The organism is Yersinia vastinensis, assembly GCF_044905075.1.
GTDB classification, from domain to species: domain Bacteria; phylum Pseudomonadota; class Gammaproteobacteria; order Enterobacterales; family Enterobacteriaceae; genus Yersinia; species Yersinia vastinensis.
The window spans coordinates 4,356,540-4,379,934 of record NZ_CP173260.1; the positions used below are offsets into that span (position 1 = coordinate 4,356,540).

The following is a 23,395-nucleotide window of genomic DNA, read 5'->3' on the forward strand; positions in this document are numbered from 1 at the left end:
GCAACCTTAATTAATGCCTCAAAGGAGAGACTCTGATGAATGACAGCATTTATCAAGAGATTGAAAATAACCCGCGCTTTAAAGAGTTGGTGCAAAAGCGTGGTCGCTTTGCCTGGCTTTTGTCGCTGATTACCCTAGCGTTATATGTTGGTTTCATTTTCCTTATTGCTTTCGAACCACAATGGCTCGGTACCCCGCTATATGCAGGTTCCAGCATCACTCGCGGTATTCCCGTTGGTGTGGGGCTAATTGTTATTTCTTTTATTCTTACCGGTATTTACGTTATTCGTGCTAATGGCGAGTTTGACCGTCTGACGGCAGAAATTCTTCGTGAGGTGAAGCAATGAAGACTCGTCATTGGTCTGTACTATCCTTACTGGCTCTGCCTGCGCTGTCACAGGCGGATGCAATTACTGGCGAAGTTCATCGTCAACCGCTAAACATTCAGGCGATCGTCATGTTCGTTTTGTTTGTTGGCGCAACACTATATATCACTTATTGGGCATCCAAGCGCACCCGCTCCCGACAAGACTATTACACCGCTGGCGGGCGTATAACGGGTTTCCAAAATGGTTTGGCAATTGCCGGTGACTTTATGTCTGCGGCATCATTTCTCGGTATTTCTGCGTTGGTCTATACCTCAGGTTACGATGGTTTAATTTATTCCATTGGGTTCCTTATCGGGTGGCCAATCATTTTATTCTTAATTGCTGAACGCCTGCGCAACCTAGGACGCTATACCTTTGCCGATGTGGCCTCTTACCGGTTGAAACAAAGACCTATCCGTACCTTATCAGCTTGTGGCTCATTAGTCGTTGTGGCCTTGTATCTGATTGCACAAATGGTTGGTGCTGGTAAATTGATTGAGCTGTTATTCGGCCTGAATTACCACGTTGCCGTGGTCTTGGTTGGTATTCTGATGGTGCTGTACGTCTTGTTTGGTGGCATGCTGGCCACCACATGGGTACAAATAATCAAAGCGGTTCTGTTGCTGGCCGGGGCATCCTTTATGGCCATCATGGTAATGAAGTCCGTTAACTTTAACTTCAACACCTTATTCAGCGAAGCCGTCAAAGTTCACCCTAAAGGTCTCTCAATCATGAGTCCTGGGGGATTGGTATCTGACCCAATATCCGCGCTATCTCTTGGTTTAGCATTGATGTTTGGTACCGCTGGCTTGCCACATATTCTGATGCGCTTCTTCACTGTGAGTGATGCTAAAGAAGCCCGTAAAAGTGTGTTCTATGCCACTGGCTTTATTGGTTACTTCTATATACTGACCTTTATCATTGGGTTTGGCGCGATCTTGTTGGTTGGCCCGAATCCGGCCTTTAAAGATGCTGCTGGCGCATTACTCGGCGGTAACAATATGGCGGCAGTTCACTTGGCTGATGCCGTTGGGGGCAGTTTCTTCCTCGGCTTTATCTCAGCAGTGGCCTTTGCAACAATTCTTGCTGTTGTGGCGGGTCTGACGCTGGCTGGCGCATCTGCGGTTTCTCATGACCTTTATGCTAGCGTGATTAAGAAAGGCAAAGCTCATGAACGTGATGAGTTGAAAGTCTCCAAAATTACAGTTGTGGTTTTAGGCTTCGTAGCTATTGGCTTGGGTATTTTGTTTGAAAAACAAAATATTGCTTTCATGGTAGGGTTGGCATTCTCCATCGCCGCCAGTTGTAACTTCCCAATTATTTTCATCTCAATGTATTGGTCAAGACTGACGACTCGTGGCGCAATGATTGGAGGCTGGCTGGGGTTATTAACCGCCGTTGTCCTGATGATTTTAGGCCCAACTATCTGGGTGACTATCTTGGGCCATGCAAAACCAATCTATCCATACGAATACCCTGCACTGTTCTCCATGATAGTGGCCTTCGTTGGGATATGGTTCTTCTCCATCACAGATAACTCGGAAGAGGGCCAGCAAGAGCGCCTACGCTTTAAAGCACAGTTTGTACGCTCGCAAACTGGATTGGGCATCTCGCAAAGCAGTTCTCACTAAGCATTTTCGTTAGAGAAAAAGGCCCCTCGGGGCCTTTTTTATGGCTTCAACCAACGATCTAGCCATGGGAAAACCACATCTTGCTGCTCTTGATAAAAGACATGGCCTAATGTGGGCCAACTGCGTGTCACTAACCGAGAGTCGGCATTCTGTGACCGCCAAATAGCATGAACCTTGTTGTATGCTTGCTCTACCGCATCCGATGGAAACAACTTATCCTTTCCACCATTGAAAAGTAACATCGGCTTGGGTGCCGCTAAACTGGCAATGTCAGGAAAATCTAACTTATTGGCAATACCGGGGTGTAGCATATAAAAGGCTGACTGCCCACGGAGCACATTATTGCCCGGAGTCATCAAGCCTTGATAGTTGCCAAACCAAGATATGGCAGCAGTTGCGGCCACTTTATCCGACAGTGCAGCCAGTTGCCAGGCCCGATAGGCTCCCATCGAAAAGCCCAGCGCACCGATACGTTTCTGGTCAACTGATGGCAATGTTGCCAAGAAATCAACAGTGCGTATATCTTCATAAGCCATAGTGCCAGCAAGAGAGCGCCCCAGATTAAAGAAGTTACTGGCTAAAGCTTGCTGCTGCTCATAACTCATCGGCCCTCGATCACCCCAGCCAATCGCATCAATGGACAGCACCACATAACCACGCTTTGCTAATTCATCACCAATAAATTTACCACTGAAGAATTTATCCGACCATGCCTGTGCAGAGGCAAGCTGCGCATTGTCTCCCCAAGGACGGATCATTTTTTCTTTGCCAATATCAAACTTAGACCCATGGTCGTGCAGTAAAACAATCGCCGGATGAGGCCCTTTAGTTTTAGGTGTTAATAGCAAACCCTGCACGCGACTTTCATCAGTGATATTTAAGGCTATCTTTTCAGCAATATAACTTCCACGATCTTGCTGATCTGCTGTTTCTGCCGAGAATGCCATTGTTGAATCAGGAGTCAGTAATGCTTGACGAAGGATTTTTCTGGTATCACTTTTCCACTGTGCAAAATCCGTATACTGCCCTGCCAACCATGAGCTTTGATAAGTCATTTGCTCTTTAAGCTGTGGATAAAATACCGGTAGGTTATTCTCGGTAATTGCGGATTTTTGATATGTCACCGGACTTGCCTGAATGGTTGTGCAAGTGAACATAGCAGCCAATATTGCCGTATATGCATAGCGACCAGCATTCATTTAAACCTCATAATCAAAACATCGTTTCAATTTTTGAGATAATGATTCTAAGTGAATAACATTTTTTTTCTGTGGCAGAGATTATAAAAATGGCCGAAAAGTTTAATACGGTAATGAAGCCATCTGGCCTTTTCCATACTTGAAGGGTTAGTCATTACCAAATACCTACGTATTAGAACCTTTTTGATGAAATAACACTCAATATTGTATTTTGTTTTAAGTACAAACGTAAAAAAGCCCTCTGCATAGCAGAAGGCTTTCTCTTTTCATATTCCATACATAGCAAAAACCCCACGCTTTTGGCATGGGGTCTCGGCTTGATTTGATGCCTGGCAGTGTCCTACTCTCGCATGGGGAGACCCCACACTACCATCGGCGCTACGGCGTTTCACTTCTGAGTTCGGCATGGGATCAGGTGGGACCACCGCGCTATGGCCGCCAGGCAAATTCTGTTTTCATCAACTCGCTACACAATCACTCTCATGCAGCCAGCCAATTCAATCTGTAAACTTCGCTGAAAATCTCTCAAACACAAAACACCTTCGGTGTTGTAAGGTTAAGCCTCACGGATCATTAGTACTGGTTAGCTCAATGCATCGCTGCACTTACACACCCAGCCTATCAACGTCATAGTCTTTAACGTTCCTTCAGGGGGCTTAAAGCCCCAGGGAAGACTCATCTCGAGGCAAGTTTCCCGCTTAGATGCTTTCAGCGGTTATCTCTTCCGAATTTAGCTACCGGGCAGTGCCATTGGCATGACAACCCGAACACCAGTGATTCGTCCACTCCGGTCCTCTCGTACTAGGAGCAGCCCCTCTCAATCTTCCAACGCCCACGGCAGATAGGGACCGAACTGTCTCACGACGTTCTAAACCCAGCTCGCGTACCACTTTAAATGGCGAACAGCCATACCCTTGGGACCTACTTCAGCCCCAGGATGTGATGAGCCGACATCGAGGTGCCAAACACCGCCGTCGATATGAACTCTTGGGCGGTATCAGCCTGTTATCCCCGGAGTACCTTTTATCCGTTGAGCGATGGCCCTTCCATTCAGAACCACCGGATCACTAAGACCTACTTTCGTACCTGCTCGAGCCGTCACTCTCGCAGTCAAGCTAGCTTATGCCTTTGCACTAACCTCACGATGTCCGACCGTGATTAGCTAACCTTCGTGCTCCTCCGTTACTCTTTGGGAGGAGACCGCCCCAGTCAAACTACCCACCAGACACTGTCCTCACCCCAGATTATGGGGCCGAGTTAGAACATCAAACATTAAAGGGTGGTATTTCAAGGTTGGCTCCACGCAGACTGGCGTCCACGCTTCGATGCCTCCCACCTATCCTACACATCAAGGCTCAATGTTCAGTGTCAAGCTATAGTAAAGGTTCACGGGGTCTTTCCGTCTTGCCGCGGGTACACTGCATCTTCACAGCGAGTTCAATTTCACTGAGTCTCGGGTGGAGACAGCCTGGCCATCATTACGCCATTCGTGCAGGTCGGAACTTACCCGACAAGGAATTTCGCTACCTTAGGACCGTTATAGTTACGGCCGCCGTTTACTGGGGCTTCGATCAAGAGCTTCGCCTTGCGGCTGACCCCATCAATTAACCTTCCAGCACCGGGCAGGCGTCACACCGTATACGTCCACTTTCGTGTTTGCACAGTGCTGTGTTTTTATTAAACAGTTGCAGCCAGCTGGTATCTGCGACTGGCTTCGGCTACGAGAGCAAGTCTCTTTACCTAATGCCAGCGTGCCTTCTCCCGAAGTTACGGCACCATTTTGCCTAGTTCCTTCACCCGAGTTCTCTCAAGCGCCTGAGTATTCTCTACCTGACCACCTGTGTCGGTTTGGGGTACGATTTAATGTTACCTGATGCTTAGAGGCTTTTCCTGGAAGCTTGGCATCAACTACTTCTGCACCGTAGTGCATCGTCATCACACCTCAGCGTTGATAAGCAACCGGATTTACCAGGTCACTCCGCCTACATGCTTAAACCGGGACAACCGTCGCCCGGCTAGCCTAGCCTTCTCCGTCCCCCCTTCGCAGTAACACCAAGTACAGGAATATTAACCTGTTTCCCATCGACTACGCTTTTCAGCCTCGCCTTAGGGGTCGACTCACCCTGCCCCGATTAACGTTGGACAGGAACCCTTGGTCTTCCGGCGTGCGGGCTTTTCACCCGCATTATCGTTACTTATGTCAGCATTCGCACTTCTGATACCTCCAGCAAACCTCACAGTTCACCTTCAACGGCTTACAGAACGCTCCCCTACCCAACAACACCTAAGTGTCGCTGCCGCAGCTTCGGTGCATGGTTTAGCCCCGTTACATCTTCCGCGCAGGCCGACTCGACCAGTGAGCTATTACGCTTTCTTTAAATGATGGCTGCTTCTAAGCCAACATCCTGGCTGTCTATGCCTTCCCACATCGTTTCCCACTTAACCATGACTTTGGGACCTTAGCTGGCGGTCTGGGTTGTTTCCCTCTTCACGACGGACGTTAGCACCCGCCGTGTGTCTCCCGTGATAACATTCTTCGGTATTCGGAGTTTGCATCGGTTTGGTAAGCCGGGGTGGCCCCCTAGCCGAAACAGTGCTCTACCCCCGAAGATGAGTTCACGAGGCGCTACCTAAATAGCTTTCGGGGAGAACCAGCTATCTCCCGGTTTGATTGGCCTTTCACCCCCAGCCACAAGTCATCCGCTAATTTTTCAACATTAGTCGGTTCGGTCCTCCAGTTAGTGTTACCCAACCTTCAACCTGCCCATGGCTAGATCACCGGGTTTCGGGTCTATACCTTGCAACTAGACGCCCAGTTAAGACTCGGTTTCCCTACGGCTCCCCTATTCGGTTAACCTTGCTACAAAATATAAGTCGCTGACCCATTATACAAAAGGTACGCAGTCACACCACGAAGGTGCTCCCACTGCTTGTACGTACACGGTTTCAGGTTCTATTTCACTCCCCTCGCCGGGGTTCTTTTCGCCTTTCCCTCACGGTACTGGTTCACTATCGGTCAGTCAGGAGTATTTAGCCTTGGAGGATGGTCCCCCCATATTCAGACAGGATGTCACGTGTCCCGCCCTACTCATCGAGTTCACAGCAAGTGTGTTTTTGTGTACGGGACTATCACCCTGTACCGTGCGACTTTCCAGACGCTTCCACTAACACACAAACTGATTCAGACTCTGGGCTCCTCCCCGTTCGCTCGCCGCTACTGGGGGAATCTCGGTTGATTTCTTTTCCTCGGGGTACTTAGATGTTTCAGTTCCCCCGGTTCGCCTCGTTAGACTATGTATTCATCTAACGATAGTGCAACGAATTGCACTGGGTTTCCCCATTCGGGTATCGTCGGTTGTAACGCTTCATATCAGCTTACCGACGCTTTTCGCAGATTAGCACGCCCTTCATCGCCTCTGACTGCCTAGGCATCCACCGTGTACGCTTAGTCGCTTAACCTCACAACCCGAAGGTGTCTTTCGACCACTTGCGTTGTGATTATTTGAGAGACTCTAATACAGGTTACTTATTATCTCAGTACATCTACGGAGAGATAATGTTCAGCTGTATTGTTTCAATTTTCAGCTTGTTCCAGATTGTTAAAGAGCAATATCTTAAACACGACTCGTTAAAGTCATCTTTAAGTTATTTTGTGGTTCATCAAGAACCGGTGATAATGTCTTTCACACATTATCGGATTGGCGTCCCCAAGGGGATTCGAACCCCTGTTACAGCCGTGAAAGGGCAGTGTCCTAGGCCTCTAGACGATGGGGACACAAAAATTTCTACTGAATCAGCGATTCAGTATTTTTGTGTAAAGGTGAGAATGTGGTGACACATTCGAACGACTGATGCAGTAAAAACTCGATGCCGAGGTTTTATCGCACAATCATCACCCTCATCAACAGGTGCTCTTGCTCATTACTTTTATCAGACAATCTGTGTGGACACTACGCAATGCGTATCGTTAGGTAAGGAGGTGATCCAACCGCAGGTTCCCCTACGGTTACCTTGTTACGACTTCACCCCAGTCATGAATCACAAAGTGGTAAGCGCCCTCCCGAAGGTTAAGCTACCTACTTCTTTTGCAACCCACTCCCATGGTGTGACGGGCGGTGTGTACAAGGCCCGGGAACGTATTCACCGTAGCATTCTGATCTACGATTACTAGCGATTCCGACTTCATGGAGTCGAGTTGCAGACTCCAATCCGGACTACGACAGACTTTATGTGGTCCGCTTGCTCTCGCGAGTTCGCTTCACTTTGTATCTGCCATTGTAGCACGTGTGTAGCCCTACTCGTAAGGGCCATGATGACTTGACGTCATCCCCACCTTCCTCCGGTTTATCACCGGCAGTCTCCTTTGAGTTCCCACCATTACGTGCTGGCAACAAAGGATAAGGGTTGCGCTCGTTGCGGGACTTAACCCAACATTTCACAACACGAGCTGACGACAGCCATGCAGCACCTGTCTCACAGTTCCCGAAGGCACCTAAGCATCTCTGCTCAGTTCTGTGGATGTCAAGAGTAGGTAAGGTTCTTCGCGTTGCATCGAATTAAACCACATGCTCCACCGCTTGTGCGGGCCCCCGTCAATTCATTTGAGTTTTAACCTTGCGGCCGTACTCCCCAGGCGGTCGACTTAACGCGTTAGCTCCGGAAGCCACGCCTCAAGGGCACAACCTCCAAGTCGACATCGTTTACAGCGTGGACTACCAGGGTATCTAATCCTGTTTGCTCCCCACGCTTTCGCACCTGAGCGTCAGTCTTTGTCCAGGGGGCCGCCTTCGCCACCGGTATTCCTCCAGATCTCTACGCATTTCACCGCTACACCTGGAATTCTACCCCCCTCTACAAGACTCTAGCTTGCCAGTTTCAAATGCAGTTCCCAAGTTAAGCTCGGGGATTTCACATCTGACTTAACAAACCGCCTGCGTGCGCTTTACGCCCAGTAATTCCGATTAACGCTTGCACCCTCCGTATTACCGCGGCTGCTGGCACGGAGTTAGCCGGTGCTTCTTCTGCGAGTAACGTCAATCACTTCACGTATTAAGTGAAATGCCTTCCTCCTCGCTGAAAGTGCTTTACAACCCGAAGGCCTTCTTCACACACGCGGCATGGCTGCATCAGGCTTGCGCCCATTGTGCAATATTCCCCACTGCTGCCTCCCGTAGGAGTCTGGACCGTGTCTCAGTTCCAGTGTGGCTGGTCATCCTCTCAGACCAGCTAGGGATCGTCGCCTAGGTGAGCCATTACCCCACCTACTAGCTAATCCCATCTGGGCACATCCGATGGCGTGAGGCCCGAAGGTCCCCCACTTTGCTCTTTCGAGGTCATGCGGTATTAGCTACCGTTTCCAGTAGTTATCCCCCTCCATCAGGCAGTTTCCCAGACATTACTCACCCGTCCGCCGCTCGCCGGCAAAGTAGCAAGCTACTTTCCGCTGCCGCTCGACTTGCATGTGTTAGGCCTGCCGCCAGCGTTCAATCTGAGCCATGATCAAACTCTTCAATTTAAGATTTGTTTGATTTGCTACCCTTTCCTTAATGAAAAGCAAAGAGAGCGATGCTCAAAGATTACTTTCTGCAAATATGCATTCGAACCGAAGTTCAAATGTTTACTGCTTTGGTCACTCTTCAAGACTTTGATATTTCTTCTGCCTGCCGAAACAGGCTTCGATATCGTCTTGCGAGTGCCCACACAGATTGTCTGATAAATTGTTAAAGAGCAGTGCGTTAGCAACCCGTGGTTGGTAACGCGAGGTGCGCATATTACGCTTTCCTCATTCAGAGTCAACTACTAATTTCGTTGAATTTCTCTGTTCTCTTTGCCGGTCACTTAACTACTTGATTCGTTGTGTGCCGTCTCGATGGATGCGCATTATAGGGAGTTCTGAGCTGCCCGCAACCGCTAATTTCAATAAAAATGACTGTTTGCTGCATTCCACAGCAAAACCCCGCCTTATACCCTGTTGTACACAAACTTATCCACAGATTGAATCTGAACTCAAAATTGACGAGCATCGCGCAATCGTTTTCGCTACAATTCCTCGCGTTGAAAAACGTAACCTTGTTGGCAAAGTTGGGACGTTATCTGAATCTGTTCTTCTCTTTATAGCGCTATATAGATAGAAGAGATCCACGTAACGCTCTATTGATTGATTGCGAAGAACAACTGCGACTCCAAAGCCAAGGGATAAAACCATGCAACAACGCCGCCCAATCCGCCGTGCTCTACTCAGTGTCTCTGACAAAGCCGGGATCATCGAATTCGCCACTGCACTTTCACAACGTGGTATCGAGTTACTTTCCACTGGCGGGACCGCCCGTCTGCTGGCTGATGCTGGTCTGCCAGTAACAGAAGTTTCTGACTACACCGGTTTCCCAGAAATGATGGACGGACGCGTTAAGACTTTGCATCCCAAAGTACATGGCGGCATTCTAGGCCGTCGTGGTCAGGATGATGGCATCATGGCTCAACATAATATCCAGCCAATTGATATTGTGGTTGTGAACTTATATCCGTTCGCTCAGACGGTCGCCCGCCCTGATTGCTCACTAGAAGATGCAGTGGAGAATATCGATATCGGTGGCCCAACCATGGTGCGCTCCGCCGCTAAGAACCACAAAGACGTCGCGATTGTCGTTAAGAGTAGCGACTACCCAGCAATTATTGCTGAACTCGATGAAAATGAGGGTTCACTGACTTATCCAACCCGTTTCGATCTGGCGATTAAAGCTTTCGAACACACCGCCGCCTACGACAGCATGATTGCCAACTACTTTGGTGCGCTGGTTCCGCCTTATTATGGCGACACTGAACAACCTGCTGGCCGCTTCCCTCGGACTCTGAATCTTAACTATATAAAGAAACAAGATATGCGCTACGGTGAGAACAGCCACCAGAATGCCGCCTTCTATATAGAAGAAGATATTAAAGAAGCCTCCGTTGCCACAGCACAACAATTACAAGGTAAGGCGCTCTCTTATAACAACATCGCTGATACCGATGCCGCACTTGAGTGTGTGAAAGAGTTCAGCGAACCTGCCTGTGTCATCGTCAAGCATGCCAACCCATGTGGCGTCGCAATTGCTGATTCTCTGTTGGCAGCTTACGACAAAGCGTATAAAACTGACCCCACATCGGCTTTCGGCGGTATTATTGCTTTTAACCGTGAGCTGGATGCTGAAACCGCAAACGCCATTATCAGCCGCCAGTTTGTCGAAGTGATTATTGCCCCCTCTGTCAGTGCCGAGGCACTGGCGCTGTTAGCTGCCAAACAGAATGTTCGCGTTCTGACTTGCGGTCAGTGGCAAGAACGTACTGCCGCGCTGGATTTCAAACGCGTCAATGGCGGTTTATTGGTGCAAGATCGTGATTTAGGTATGGTGACCGCAGCAGATCTGCGTGTGGTATCCAAACGCCAACCGACCGAGCAGGAGCTACGTGATGCGCTGTTCTGCTGGAAGGTTGCCAAGTTTGTTAAATCTAACGCCATTGTTTATGCGCGCGATAATATGACCATCGGCATAGGCGCAGGCCAAATGAGCCGTGTGTATTCAGCCAAAATCGCCGGTATCAAAGCGGCCGATGAAGGTTTGCAGGTGGCAGGCTCCGCCATGGCATCCGACGCGTTCTTCCCGTTCCGCGACGGTATTGATGCCGCTGCGGCCGTAGGTATCACTTGTGTCATCCAGCCTGGTGGCTCTATCCGTGATGACGAAGTTATTGCTGCCGCGGATGAACACGGTATTGCCATGATCTTTACCGACATGCGCCATTTCCGTCATTAATTAAACCTCTTGTCTAAGTGGGGTATGCGCTCTGGTGTATATCCCACGGAGTTATCCAAATGAATATTTTGATTATTGGCAATGGCGGGCGCGAACATGCACTGGGCTGGAAAGCAGCACAGTCACCTTTAGCGGATAAAATTTATGTCGCCCCAGGTAATGCAGGGACGGCACTGGAGCCTCGGCTAGAAAACGTGGATATCGCTGCTACCGATATCGCGGGTTTACTGGCTTTTGCGCAAAAGCATGATATTGGCTTGACTATCGTCGGTCCAGAAGCTCCGCTGGTGATTGGTGTCGTTGATGCTTTCCGTGCAGCGGGCCTAACCATCTTTGGCCCAACACAAGCGGCCGCGCAGTTAGAAGGTTCTAAGGCTTTCACCAAAGATTTTCTGGCACGCCACAATATCCCAACCGCGTTTTATCAGAATTTCACCGAGGTCGAACCGGCTTTAGCCTATGTTCGTAATATTGGTGCCCCCATCGTGATTAAGGCTGATGGGCTGGCTGCGGGCAAAGGTGTGATCGTCGCCATGACGCTGGAAGAGGCGGAAACCGCCGTTCACGATATGCTGGCAGGCAATGCATTTGGTGATGCAGGCCATCGCATTGTTGTGGAAGAGTTCTTGGATGGCGAAGAAGCCAGCTTTATTGTCATGGTTGACGGCGAGAACGTGCTGCCAATGGCAACCAGCCAAGACCATAAACGCGTGGGTGATGGTGACACCGGCCCGAACACCGGTGGTATGGGAGCTTATTCTCCCGCCCCAGTTGTCACAGATGAAGTTCATCAGCGCGTCATGAGTCAGGTTATCTGGCCAACCGTGCGTGGCATGGCAGCAGAAGGCAATGTTTATACCGGCTTCCTCTATGCTGGTTTGATGATTTCCGCAGATGGGCAACCGAAAGTTATCGAATTCAACTGCCGCTTTGGTGATCCTGAGACCCAACCCATTATGCTACGGATGCGTTCAGATTTAGTTGAGCTATGTTTAGCCGGTGCACAGGGCAAACTGGATGAGAAAACCTCTGAGTGGGATGAGCGCCCATCACTGGGTGTTGTTCTGGCCGCTGGCGGTTATCCGGGTGAGTATCGTCAGGGTGATGTTATTCACGGATTGCCACAGCAAGAAGTGGCCGACGGGAAAGTATTTCACGCCGGAACCAAGCTCGATGGCCATAATAACGTCGTAACCAGCGGCGGCCGAGTGTTATGTGTTACAGCGCTCGGAGCTACCGTCGCTCAAGCACAACAACACGCTTATAAACTTGCTGAGAATATTCAGTGGGAAGGTGTTTTCTGCCGTAAAGATATTGGCTATCGTGCAATTGCTCGTGGTAAATAACTCGCGAGAAAGATAATAGTCATCACTTCGAAGGGTACCGTTCGCGGTGCCCTTTTATCTTTGTATTACAAACTGCCGGCAGTAGGTTCCCAGCGGCAGAAATCTTGGTTGGCCACTAATAGCAATTGTTGACCTTCAGGTGAGTCCAGCCACGCAATCCCCAGAGGTTCTGCGCTATTCGCACCTCGCTTATTCAGCCATGCCTGCGAATTATCATCAAGGCTCAGACGTAATGTCTTTCCAGCACAGGTCGTCACGATCCCTTCCTGCCAACGCCCCTGAATTAACTTAACGTTTCCGGCACGCAGCGCACTACTTAACTCCAGGATCCGTTTGGCTTCCAATTGGTAAACTGCAATATTATCGGCAGAAAGCTGCTCACGCCGTGTCGCTAATTGGCGCTGCATAAAACTGACCTGACCTTGTTCATCAAAACGTAATTCGACACTTTGTGGGTTTTGCCCCAAATCATTACGTCGGATTTCCCGTAATAAGCCATTTTGATATTCGTAAAAGGTCACGCGGGTATTATCCCCAGAATAGGGGCTGTAGACGCTCATCAGCATTTGTGGTTGCTGCTGCGCATTATCCTGACGCCATAAACGAACGACACCGTTATCGGCGATATATCCGCTGGCGCTAAATTGGGGGGTGCCCGACTGACTGCTACAGGCGCTGAGACCAAAAACTAAACCGAGGGTCATCAGCACCCGCTGCATAAACAAAAGGGGCTTTGCCACCCCTATGTTTATTATTTTCACTGACACACTATGACTTAACAGCGTCTTTCAGTGCTTTACCAGAAACAAACGCTGGCACATTAGCTGCAGCAATTTTGATTTCTTTACCGGTTTGTGGGTTGCGGCCAGTGCGCTCACTACGATGGTTTACTTTGAAAGTACCGAAACCAACCAATTGTACTGCATCACCCTCTTTCAGAGATTCAGTAATTGCACCCAAAGTGGACTCCAAAGCTGCTTTAGCTTGTACTTTAGAAAGGTCCGCTTTCTCCGCGATTACGTCAATCAGTTGAGTCTTATTCATAAGTTATCCTTACAGTGTGTTTATCGTTTGCAAAGCATCGAGTGCGACGGATATGCCGATTGACAGCACTCTCCTGCATACACGCACCGATAGCCACTTTTTTTCGCCCCCCAAATGTAGAACAGACAGGGGGCAGATGTGAAGCCTTAAGACGTGACAAATCAGGCGTTAAATCACGTTTTCTTGCCTTATTGCGCTAAATTTATGCCAATGTTGCTAACAGCCGCTTCCCGCAGGTCAGATCGTAACCCTTTGATCAGATCTAGGTCGCGCTCTTCACAGTCAGCTAACAGGCGGAAAATCTCCCATTGGATATCCCATTCTTCTTCAATCGCGGGCAAGATTTTCAGTTCTTCATCGGTCATTTCTTTGCCAGCTAACGTCATCTCCAACATCGCCACAGTGCGGATTGACGTCTCGCTGATAGCGATAGCATGCTCTAGGGTTTCGCCACTCAAACGCGAATGAATAGCTTCACCTAATGCAATACATGCATCGATAGCAGGGTAAACACCGTAGATAGCATAGTCATCAGCAGAAGGAATTGCCTCTTCCAATTTCTCTAACTGGCTATCAAAATTGACCTTAGCATCCTTTACCACCAATGTTTCCCAGATAAGATCCAGAATACGCCGGTAAACCGCCGGATCACCGAACTCGGTCTCCAGACAAAATTGCTGATAGTTGGGATACATCCGCTCGCACAAGCAAGCCATGAAAGTCAGATGTTGCCAACTTTCTAGCTTTTCGAGACGTAGATGAATCGGATTACGTATCATGATGAGTTCTCATTATTCATTATCTGCGCGGCAGTGTACCCGAAATTAAATCATATCCCTACGCTTGCCAAGAAAATCAGGATTTTTCCATAACCCAGCGCTGAAATAGCGGACGGTTTGATGCGATAGCATCCGCCCAACGTGTCGGTTCTGGCAAGCGGTAACCAGCCATGCAGTGCTGAACCCATACCAGTGAACTTGCCACACTCACCCGATGACCGGGCGAAATAAACAGTGGATTGCAACGTGTTTTGCTGCGCCAGACCCAACCAAGCTGCTCGTCACCATCCACCAGCGGCTGAACGGCACCATTATCACTGTTCAATGGCAAAAATTGCCCGCATAGGCGGCTTTTAGCAACACCAATCGTTGGAACATCTGCGAGCAAACCAAAATGGCTGGCAACCCCCAAACGACGAGGATGCGCAATACCCTGACCATCAACAAAAACTAAATCGGGTTGTTGTTGCAACTGCTCCCAAGCGGCTAATAATGCAGGATATTCACGAAAAGAAAGTAAACCGGGGATATACGGCAGTGAAGTTGGCACTCGAGCAACCTGATATTCCACTAGCTCAAGCGAGGGATAACGCAAAATGGCAATAGCAGCACGGGTTATTTCCCCCTGCTGCTCAAAACCCACATCGGCCCCGGCAATAAAGCGCACTGACTCGCAAGCAATATCATCTTGAAGATACACTTCAGATGCCCGCTGCCGCTGTTCTTCCCGTAGCGCTTGAGTGTCGATCATCCGTCTTGTTATCCGCTAACTTATTGATGATACGGCTTGGATAAGCGATGTACCGCATCAACGAATACTCCAGCATGCTCTGGCGGAACATCCTGATGAATACCGTGGCCTAGGTTAAAGACATGCCCTTCGCCTTGACCAAAACTCGCTAAAACAGTGCTAACTTCCTGCTCGATACGCACAGGTGGCGCATAAAGAATGGAAGGGTCCATGTTGCCCTGTAGAGCCACTTTATCCCCGACTCGACGCCGCGCATCAGCAATGTCCGTGGTCCAATCCAACCCCAAGGCATCGCATCCGGTGGCAGCCATAGCTTCAAGCCACTGCCCACCGCCTTTAGTGAACAGGGTCACCGGCACTCGCCGCCCGTCGTATTCACGGACCAAACCATCAACAATTTTGTGCATGTAGTGCAAAGAGAATTCGAGGTAATCGCGGCCGGTCAAGACACCGCCCCAAGTATCAAAAATCATCACGGATTGCGCCCCCGCTTTGATTTGGGCATTGAGGTACAAAATGACGCTATCCGCCAGTTTATCCAGCAACAGATGCAACGTGTGCGGTTCGGCATACATCATTTTCTTTAGTTTAGTGAAGGCCTTACTGCTCCCCCCCTCAACCATGTAGGTCGCCAATGTCCATGGGCTACCAGAGAAACCGATCAGTGGAACCTCACCTTTCAGTTCACGGCGAATTGTCCTCACGGCATTCATGACGTAACCCAATTCTTGTTCAGGATCAGGGACGGGGAGCTTTTCAACATCAGCGCGGCAGGTAATAGGGGAATGGAAACGAGGACCTTCACCCGTTTCAAAATAAAGTCCCAAGCCCATCGCATCAGGAATTGTCAGAATGTCGGAAAACAGAATCGCCGCATCCAGCGGGTAACGACGCAATGGCTGCATTGTCACTTCACAGGCCAATTCAGCATTTTTGCACAGTGACATAAAATCCCCGGCAACAGCGCGAGTGGCTTTATATTCTGGCAAATAGCGGCCTGCCTGACGCATCATCCATACCGGAGTCACGTCTACCGGTTGGCGTAATAAAGCACGCAGATAGCGATCGTTTTTCAACTCATTCATGTGGGGCTCCCTTAGTTATCTGGCGCTACTGTTTTATCTGGCGCTATTGTAGCATGCCAGCTTTAGCTGTCCTGTTCGCTACGACACAATGCGACGGTATCTTCAATTAGCCGACGGGCTACTGTGCCCGGAGGTGGCAGCAATGGCAATTGGTCATAACGATACCAACCGGCATTCAGCAACTCTTTAGGATCATGACGTAGCTCGCCGTGATCATAATCGGCCATAAACGCCATCATCAATGAATGCGGAAACGGCCAAGGCTGCGATGTGACATAGCGAAGATTTTTAATATGAATATTACTTTCTTCCAAGACTTCACGGGAAGCGGCCTGCTCCAACGTTTCACCCACTTCAACAAACCCCGCCAGTACGGTGTTAATACCACCACGATGACGAACATGCTGCGCCAATAAAATCTCATCGCCACGACGAATAGCAACAATAACGCAGGGCGCTATTTGTGGGTAATAACGTTCACGGCAATGATTACACAGACAGGCCCACTCGGTGCGGCTGGCGTGCATTTGATGCCCACAATAACCACAATAGCGATGAGAGCGATAAAACTCGGCTAATTGCACACCACGCCCAGCCAATTGAAACAAACCGCGATCCACATCCAGCAATTGCCGTACTGACCCCATGTCTGCAGACATCATCTGGCGGATAAGCCAAACCGCCTGCCCTTGCCATTCCCCAATTTGTCTGGCAGTCGCGCCTTGTAATGACCAATTGGCCGCATTGCCCTGCGGCAACTCTCCTTTTGGTAACCATAATTTGTTGTCATGACTGACAATCCACCAGCCACTTTCTTTACCTGTAAGTTGTAGTTCCATATCGTTGTTGCACAACCTCGACTTCACTGGCAATCTAGGATCCGGCTTGTTACATTTTTGTAACCCACTATTACTTTTTCTTACTCATGGAGTCGCTTATGCTCAACCGATTAGAAAGCCTGACTCAACGCGTTGGCGGCAGTAATGAATTAATTGATCAATGGCTTCATGCACGTAAAGAACTTTTAGTTTCGTATTGCGCAGTGATCGGTATTAAGCCGCAAAAAGAAAAGCATACCCCGCTTAATGAAAAAGCGCTGGAGAACTTTTGCCATAATCTGGTGGATTATCTCTCCTCCGGACATTTTCATATCTACGATAGAATAATCAAACAGGTAGAAGGGGCGTCCAGCCCGAAAATGGCGCTAACGACCAAAGTGTATCCCGCGTTAAAAAATAACACTCAAACTATCATGGCATTCCATGATCGTTATACAAACATTGAGATAGACCAAGATAGCTGCACTGAATTCCAACAAGCTTTATCTGATATCGGCGAGGCACTGGATGCCCGTTTCAGGTTGGAAGATCAATTAATTCAATGGGCAGCAGAATCATGGCAAGCCGCTCAACCGGTAAATAGAGAAGGGTTAGCAAATTAACTCAGTTCTATAAGCTGATTTTTATTCAATCTCAAATACCCAAAGACTTGGAATTGCAAGCAGCGGCCTCGTAGAAGCGAGGCCCATGGATGGGGCGAGTAATAAACGTCGCGAGTCCCCCTGCAATTTCAAGTAAGAAGGGTATATACTGAGGACTCTTGTCGGAGTGCCTAGCACCTGCTTTCTTAGGGAAGCAAACGCAGGCTGAGACCGTTAATTCGGGATCCGCGGAACCTGATCGGGTTAATACCCGCGAAGGGAACAAGAGTAATTTATCGCTACAGGCCCGTCTTCACCTTAAAGGTGGCTGCCGGTCACTGGCCAACATCGTTACTCCCGCCAAGCTCCAGACAAGCAATTTTCCCTATAAACCACACTGGTAGGAATTTGCTATGTCTAATAATACAACTCAAAGTGCATCACACCCACGCCATGCTATTCCCCGCAAGCAAGTGCGCGAAGAAGCTCAACAGTTTATCGATACCCTACAAGGGGTAACTTTCCCCAATTCTCAACGTATTTACCTGCAAGGCTCACGGGCCGATATCCAAGTTCCGATGCGGGAGATCCAACTCAGTCCAACGTTGATTGGCGGCAGTAAAGACTCCCCACGCTACGAAGATAACGAAGCGATTCCGGTTTATGACACCTCCGGCCCTTATGGCGACCCGAACGCAAAATTGGATGTCCACACCGGTTTACCCAAATTGCGTGATAGCTGGATAGCGGATCGTCAGGATACTGAAGCACTGGCCTCCGTCAGCTCTGGTTTTACCCAGCAACGTTTGGCAGATGAAGGTTTGGACCATTTGCGCTTTGAACATCTCCCGCGCCCTAAAAAAGCTATTGATGGCAAATGTGTTACACAACTGCATTACGCCAGAGCCGGTAAAGTGACGCCGGAGATGGAATTTATTGCCCTACGAGAAAATATGGGCCGTGAGCGGATTCGTGGCGAAGTGTTACGCCACCAGCACCCGGGACAAGCCTTTGGTGCCAATTTACCGGAAAACATCACGCCGGAGTTTGTTCGTCAGGAGGTCGCCGCTGGGCGTGCGATTATCCCCGCCAATATCAACCACCCCGAATCTGAACCCATGATTATTGGCCGTAACTTTTTGGTAAAAGTGAACGCCAATATCGGCAACTCTGCCGTGACCTCCTCTATTGAAGAAGAAGTGGAGAAATTGGTATGGTCCACTCGCTGGGGCGCGGATACTGTGATGGATTTATCCACCGGCCGCTATATTCATGAAACTCGTGAATGGATCTTGCGTAATAGTCCGGTCCCCATTGGCACCGTACCCATCTATCAAGCACTGGAAAAAGTCAACGGCGTAGCAGAAAACCTAACTTGGGAAATGTTCCGCGATACCTTGTTAGAGCAAGCAGAGCAAGGGGTTGACTACTTCACTATTCATGCCGGCGTATTATTGCGTTATGTGCCGATGACTGCCAAGCGACTGACCGGGATTGTTTCCCGTGGTGGGTCAATTATGGCGAAATGGTGTCTCTCCCATCATCAGGAAAATTTCCTCTATCAGCATTTCCGTGAGATTTGCCAGATTTGTGCCGCCTATGACGTTTCATTATCACTGGGTGATGGCCTGCGCCCTGGTTCTATTCAAGATGCCAATGATGAAGCCCAATTTGCTGAGTTACACACCTTGGGAGAATTAACCAAGATTGCTTGGGAATATGATGTGCAGGTAATGATCGAAGGCCCCGGACATGTACCGATGCAGATGATTCACCGCAACATGACCGAAGAACTGGAACACTGCCACGAAGCGCCATTTTATACACTAGGGCCACTCACCACGGATATCGCCCCGGGTTATGATCATTTCACATCAGGTATTGGTGCGGCGATGATCGGCTGGTTTGGTTGCGCCATGTTGTGTTATGTCACGCCAAAAGAACATCTTGGCCTGCCCAATAAAGATGATGTAAAGCAAGGCCTTATTACTTATAAAATTGCCGCCCATGCTGCAGATTTAGCGAAAGGCCACCCCGGCGCACAGATCCGCGATAATGCCATGTCAAAAGCTCGCTTCGAATTCCGCTGGGAAGATCAGTTCAATCTGGCACTGGACCCTGAAACTGCTCGTGCTTACCACGATGAAACTCTGCCGCAAGAGTCAGGCAAAGTTGCCCATTTCTGCTCCATGTGTGGGCCGAAATTCTGCTCGATGAAAATTTCTCAGGAAGTGCGTGACTATGCCGCAGCCCAAGAGGCAGAGACTCAAACAATCCAGCTCCAGCCCTCACGGCAAAATCAACAATCAGGTATGGAACAGATGTCAGCCGAGTTCCGCTCCCGTGGCAGTGAGCTATACCATAGCCCAGCCAATCTAAAAGCAGAGGCCAATAATGAACCCATCTAATCATGCTTCCTTTTCCGCGGAGAAAGGTTTCCCTGCAACCCAACAGTATCTCGGCCTATATCCGGTCGTTGACTCACTGTTGTGGATAGAACGGCTGCTGGCAGTCGGCGTAACCACCATCCAATTACGTATTAAAGATTTAGCTGACGCACAAGTCGAGCAAGACATTGCAGCCGCGATTGAATTAGGTGAACGCTATAAAGCACGCCTATTTATCAATGATTACTGGCGGCTGGCGATTAAACATGGCGCTTATGGCGTGCATCTGGGGCAGGAAGATCTGGAAACCACTGATTTAGCCGCCATTCAGCAGGCCGGATTACGGCTGGGCGTCTCTACTCACGATGCACATGAACTGGCAATCGCCAAAGCTGTACGCCCCTCCTATATCGCTATGGGTCATATCTTCCCGACACAGACTAAACAGATGCCGTCAGCACCACAGGGGCTATCAGTGCTCAAGCAGATGGTCGACAACACTCCTGATTACCCCACCGTCGCTATCGGCGGTATCAGTATTGCGCGCGTTCCTGCCGTGTTGGCAACCGGTGTCGGCGGTGTAGCGGTAGTCAGCGCCATTACTCAGGCCGATGACTGGCAGCAGGCGACCGCACAATTGCTGCACCTGATTGAAGGCAAGAGGCTAAATGATGATAAACACGCATGAACTGAATGACAGCGAATTCTTGCGCTATAGCCGCCAATTATTGCTCGAAGACATTGGCCCTGAAGGCCAATTGCAGCTAAAAAGTGCCAGTGTGTTGATCATAGGGCTGGGTGGGCTGGGTTCCCCCGCGGCATTGTATCTGGCGGCAGCCGGTGTGGGCCGCTTGCTATTGGCTGACGATGACCAGCTCGAATTGACTAATTTACAACGTCAAATTCTGTACCGCACCACCGATATCAGCCAGACCCCGGACAGTAAAAATAAGGCCCGGTTAGCACAACGTCATCTGCAAAACCTCAACCCACTGATCGAAGCGATTGCATTTGATACACGACTGGCGGGGAAAGCATTGATTGATGCCGTCGCTGGCGTTGATTTGGTGCTTGATTGCAGTGACAACATGGAAACACGCCATCAAGTGAATGCAGCCTGCATCACTGCGCAAAAGCCATTAATCAGTGGCAGTGCGGTGGGGTTTAGTGGGCAGTTGCTGGTGATAGAGCCGCCTTACTCCTATGGTTGCTACGCCTGCCTTTATCCAGATAAAGAACTGCCACAGCGAAACTGCCGTACAGCCGGTGTATTAGGGCCTGTTGTGGGGGTGATTGGCACCTTGCAAGCTCTCGAAGCCATCAAAATGTTGGCAGGACTGCCTTCGCCATTAAACGGCAAATTGCGGTTATTCGATGGTAAGCAACAAAGCTGGAGCACTTTGCAACTGACACGGGCAGTACATTGCCCCGTCTGTGGAGGTGGATGGTGACAACAAACCACATGCGCATTGTGCTCAACGACCAACCGTTAGAGGTTGAGACTGATATCACCGCTGACAAGCTGCTCAATCAGCTAAATCGCCACCAGCCGGGTACCGCACTGGCGATTAATCAAGTCATCATCCCCCGCTGTCACTGGGAAGAATGCCAGCTATGCGAGGGAGATAACATTTTGCTATTCCAAGCGATTGCCGGGGGCTAACATGCTGAAAATCGCCGATACCACATTTACCTCGCGTCTATTTACCGGGACGGGCAAATTTGCCACCGCTGAATTAATGCTGGAAGCACTGCAAGCCTCTGGCTCTCAGTTGGTCACTATGGCAATGAAACGCGTGGACCTCCACGCCGGTAACGATGCCATTCTGGCGCCGTTACGCCAATTAGGGGTGCGCTTACTACCTAATACCTCTGGAGCAAAAACTGCACAGGAAGCGGTTTTCGCCGCTCGACTGGCACGAGAAGCACTGGGCACCCATTGGGTGAAACTGGAGATTCATCCGGATGTGAAGTATTTGCTACCAGACCCAATAGAAACCCTGAAAGCTGCCGAAACACTGGTGAAAGAGGGTTTTGTCGTTTTGCCTTACTGCGGCGCTGACCCGGTATTATGTAAGCGATTGGAAGAGGTTGGCTGTGCTGCCGTGATGCCACTGGGAGCGCCCATTGGCTCAAATTTGGGACTACGCACTCGCGACTTTCTGCAAATCATCATTGAGCAAGCGAAAGTCCCGGTCGTGGTGGATGCCGGAATTGGGGCACCCAGCCACGCTCTTGAGGCGATTGAGTTGGGCGCTGATGCCGTTTTGGTGAATACCGCCATTGCTGTTGCTCACTCACCAGTACACATGGCGCAAGCATTCCGGCTGGCCGTTGAAGCGGGCACCTTAGCACGACATGCTGGTTTAGGCCCGAGCCAACGACAAGCCAATGCCACCAGCCCCTTGACTGGTTTCCTTAGTCTGCTTGAGGAAAACAGTCATGTCTGAAGACTTCACTCAGCGTTGGCGGCAATTAGATTGGGACGATATCTCACTGCGCATCAACAGCAAGACTGCCGTGGATGTTGAACGGGCGATAAATGCGATTAAACCCACTCGCGATGATTTGATGGCTTTAATTTCACCCGCAGCATTAGCCTATTTGGAACCCATGGCGCAAAAAGCACAACAACTGACTCGCCAGCGCTTTGGCAATACCGTCAGTTTTTATGTGCCGCTTTATCTCTCTAATCTGTGTGCCAATGATTGTACTTATTGTGGTTTTTCAATGAGTAATCGCATTAAGCGCAAAACCTTGGATGAGGCGGAAATCATTCGTGAGTGTGAAGCCATCAAAGCGCTGGGCTTCGAACACTTGCTATTGGTCACTGGAGAGCATCAGGCAAAAGTCGGGATGGACTACTTTCGCCGCCATTTCCCGACGATCCGCAGCCAATTCAGCTCACTGATGATGGAAGTTCAACCATTGGCTGAAGCAGAATATGCGGAACTAAAAACTCTGGGATTAGACGGCGTGATGGTTTATCAAGAAACCTATCATCCGGCCACTTATCAACAACACCATTTACGCGGCCAGAAACAAGATTTTCACTGGCGGCTAGCAACGCCGGATCGCTTGGGACGTGCGGGGATCGATAAGATCGGATTAGGTGCTTTAATTGGGCTATCAAACAGTTGGCGCACTGACTGCTACATGCTGGCGGAACATCTGTTCTACCTGCAACAAACTTACTGGCAGAGCCGCTATTCTATCTCGTTCCCGCGTTTACGGCCTTGCGCCGGGGGCATTGAACCCGCCTCTCTGATGAGTGAGCCACAACTGCTGCAATTGATTTGTGCTTTTCGCCTGTTTGCGCCAGATGTGGAATTGTCCTTATCGACCCGCGAATCACCTTTCTTCCGCGATAACGTGATTCCGGTGGCGATTAATAATGTCAGTGCAGGCTCGAAAACTCAGCCGGGAGGATATGCAGATAATCACCCGGAGCTTGAACAGTTTGCTCCGCATGATAATCGGACTCCAGAGCAGGTTGCACAGGCATTGACACTTTCTGGGCTACAGCCAGTCTGGAAAGATTGGGACCGTCATTTAGGCCGATCTCTTTCCTAGACTCCGTGTTTTCGTCCTG

19 protein-coding genes, 1 tRNA gene, 3 rRNA genes and 1 riboswitch are annotated in these 23,395 nt (G+C 49.6%); of the genes, 11 read left to right on the forward strand and 12 right to left on the reverse strand.

The window, feature by feature from the left end; translation table 11 throughout:
- Positions 1-35: 35 nt before the first annotated feature.
- Positions 36-347 (forward strand): DUF485 domain-containing protein, encoded by a 312-nt coding sequence (locus ACIOG0_RS20165; RefSeq protein WP_050099628.1) that lies wholly within the window; start codon positions 36-38, stop codon positions 345-347.
- Positions 344-1,999, forward strand: coding sequence for a cation/acetate symporter ActP (gene actP / locus ACIOG0_RS20170; RefSeq protein WP_050099627.1), 1,656 nt, complete (start codon positions 344-346; stop codon positions 1,997-1,999). The genes ACIOG0_RS20165 and actP overlap by 4 nt, the downstream gene beginning before the upstream one ends.
- 38 nt (positions 2,000-2,037) lie before the next feature.
- Here actP and ACIOG0_RS20175 read toward each other — a convergent pair whose 3' ends face one another.
- The 6 genes from ACIOG0_RS20175 to ACIOG0_RS20200 all read right to left on the reverse strand — a co-directional run bounded on the left by ACIOG0_RS20175 (position 2,038) and on the right by ACIOG0_RS20200 (position 8,968).
- A complete protein-coding gene (locus tag ACIOG0_RS20175) occupies positions 2,038-3,054 on the reverse strand; it encodes an alpha/beta fold hydrolase (RefSeq protein WP_176393749.1) in 1,017 nt (338 codons plus the stop codon).
- 471 nt (positions 3,055-3,525) lie between these two features.
- Positions 3,526-3,641: ribosomal RNA gene (gene rrf, locus ACIOG0_RS20180) — 5S ribosomal RNA — on the reverse strand.
- Between the two features lie 109 nt (positions 3,642-3,750).
- Positions 3,751-6,657 (reverse strand): 23S ribosomal RNA (locus tag ACIOG0_RS20185).
- A 240-nt stretch (positions 6,658-6,897) separates the two neighbouring features.
- A tRNA-Glu gene (locus tag ACIOG0_RS20190) sits at positions 6,898-6,973 on the reverse strand.
- Between the two features lie 197 nt (positions 6,974-7,170).
- A 16S ribosomal RNA gene (locus tag ACIOG0_RS20195) occupies positions 7,171-8,713 on the reverse strand.
- The 16S, 23S and 5S rRNA genes sit together here with 1 tRNA gene alongside, the layout of an rRNA operon.
- Positions 8,714-8,827: 114 nt before the next feature.
- Positions 8,828-8,968 (reverse strand): hypothetical protein, encoded by a 141-nt coding sequence (locus ACIOG0_RS20200; protein WP_162928760.1) that lies wholly within the window; start codon positions 8,966-8,968, stop codon positions 8,828-8,830.
- Between the two features lie 433 nt (positions 8,969-9,401).
- On the opposite strand from ACIOG0_RS20200, the gene purH reads away from it, so the two are divergent.
- Both purH and purD read left to right on the forward strand, forming a co-directional pair.
- Entirely contained in the window at positions 9,402-10,991 is a 1,590-nt protein-coding gene (purH, locus tag ACIOG0_RS20205) for a bifunctional phosphoribosylaminoimidazolecarboxamide formyltransferase/IMP cyclohydrolase (protein WP_050101922.1), read from the forward strand.
- Positions 10,992-11,050: 59 nt separating this feature from the next.
- On the forward strand, positions 11,051-12,337 hold the full coding sequence (gene purD / locus ACIOG0_RS20210) for a phosphoribosylamine--glycine ligase (RefSeq protein WP_128451966.1): 1,287 nt from the start codon (positions 11,051-11,053) through the stop codon (positions 12,335-12,337).
- Positions 12,338-12,402: 65 nt separating this feature from the next.
- Here the strand turns inward: purD and ACIOG0_RS20215 are convergent, their stop codons facing one another.
- The 6 genes from ACIOG0_RS20215 to nudC all read right to left on the reverse strand — a co-directional run bounded on the left by ACIOG0_RS20215 (position 12,403) and on the right by nudC (position 16,835).
- The gene (locus ACIOG0_RS20215; RefSeq protein ID WP_050141264.1) at positions 12,403-13,056 is read right to left on the reverse strand and encodes a DUF1481 domain-containing protein; all 654 of its coding nucleotides are present in this window, start codon (positions 13,054-13,056) and stop codon (positions 12,403-12,405) included.
- A gap of 49 nt (positions 13,057-13,105) precedes the next feature.
- Positions 13,106-13,381 (reverse strand): nucleoid-associated protein HU-alpha, encoded by a 276-nt coding sequence (hupA, locus tag ACIOG0_RS20220; RefSeq protein ID WP_050101919.1) that lies wholly within the window; start codon positions 13,379-13,381, stop codon positions 13,106-13,108.
- Positions 13,382-13,569: 188 nt separating this feature from the next.
- The gene (locus tag ACIOG0_RS20225) at positions 13,570-14,160 is read right to left on the reverse strand and encodes a YjaG family protein (protein WP_050101918.1); all 591 of its coding nucleotides are present in this window, start codon (positions 14,158-14,160) and stop codon (positions 13,570-13,572) included.
- 76 nt (positions 14,161-14,236) lie between these two features.
- Positions 14,237-14,911 (reverse strand): deoxyribonuclease V, encoded by a 675-nt coding sequence (gene nfi / locus ACIOG0_RS20230; RefSeq protein WP_128451965.1) that lies wholly within the window; start codon positions 14,909-14,911, stop codon positions 14,237-14,239.
- A 20-nt stretch (positions 14,912-14,931) separates the two neighbouring features.
- The gene (hemE, locus tag ACIOG0_RS20235; RefSeq protein WP_128451964.1) at positions 14,932-15,996 is read right to left on the reverse strand and encodes a uroporphyrinogen decarboxylase; all 1,065 of its coding nucleotides are present in this window, start codon (positions 15,994-15,996) and stop codon (positions 14,932-14,934) included.
- A 62-nt stretch (positions 15,997-16,058) separates the two neighbouring features.
- The gene (gene nudC / locus ACIOG0_RS20240) at positions 16,059-16,835 is read right to left on the reverse strand and encodes an NAD(+) diphosphatase (protein WP_050101916.1); all 777 of its coding nucleotides are present in this window, start codon (positions 16,833-16,835) and stop codon (positions 16,059-16,061) included.
- A gap of 98 nt (positions 16,836-16,933) precedes the next feature.
- On the opposite strand from nudC, the gene ACIOG0_RS20245 reads away from it, so the two are divergent.
- From ACIOG0_RS20245 to thiH, 7 genes are all read left to right on the forward strand, one after another.
- Positions 16,934-17,437, forward strand: a complete 504-nt coding sequence (locus ACIOG0_RS20245) for an Rsd/AlgQ family anti-sigma factor (RefSeq protein WP_050101915.1) — start codon at positions 16,934-16,936, stop codon at positions 17,435-17,437.
- A gap of 152 nt (positions 17,438-17,589) precedes the next feature.
- Positions 17,590-17,715: riboswitch (TPP riboswitch) on the forward strand.
- A gap of 114 nt (positions 17,716-17,829) precedes the next feature.
- Positions 17,830-19,824 (forward strand): phosphomethylpyrimidine synthase ThiC, encoded by a 1,995-nt coding sequence (gene thiC / locus ACIOG0_RS20250; protein WP_050101914.1) that lies wholly within the window; start codon positions 17,830-17,832, stop codon positions 19,822-19,824.
- Positions 19,811-20,491 (forward strand): thiamine phosphate synthase, encoded by a 681-nt coding sequence (gene thiE, locus ACIOG0_RS20255; RefSeq protein ID WP_050101913.1) that lies wholly within the window; start codon positions 19,811-19,813, stop codon positions 20,489-20,491. The genes thiC and thiE overlap by 14 nt, the downstream gene beginning before the upstream one ends.
- Positions 20,475-21,254: a HesA/MoeB/ThiF family protein gene (locus tag ACIOG0_RS20260; RefSeq protein ID WP_145581942.1), complete on the forward strand. Its 780-nt coding sequence runs from the start codon at positions 20,475-20,477 to the stop codon at positions 21,252-21,254. The genes thiE and ACIOG0_RS20260 overlap by 17 nt, the downstream gene beginning before the upstream one ends.
- Positions 21,251-21,466, forward strand: coding sequence for a sulfur carrier protein ThiS (gene thiS / locus ACIOG0_RS20265; protein WP_050101923.1), 216 nt, complete (start codon positions 21,251-21,253; stop codon positions 21,464-21,466). Before ACIOG0_RS20260 ends, thiS begins: the two co-directional genes overlap by 4 nt.
- Position 21,467: 1 nt before the next feature.
- Positions 21,468-22,253, forward strand: a complete 786-nt coding sequence (locus ACIOG0_RS20270; RefSeq protein ID WP_050101912.1) for a thiazole synthase — start codon at positions 21,468-21,470, stop codon at positions 22,251-22,253.
- Complete coding sequence (gene thiH / locus ACIOG0_RS20275; RefSeq protein WP_050101911.1) at positions 22,246-23,376, forward strand: 2-iminoacetate synthase ThiH; 1,131 nt, start codon at positions 22,246-22,248, stop codon at positions 23,374-23,376. Before ACIOG0_RS20270 ends, thiH begins: the two co-directional genes overlap by 8 nt.
- Positions 23,377-23,395: the final 19 nt, after the last annotated feature.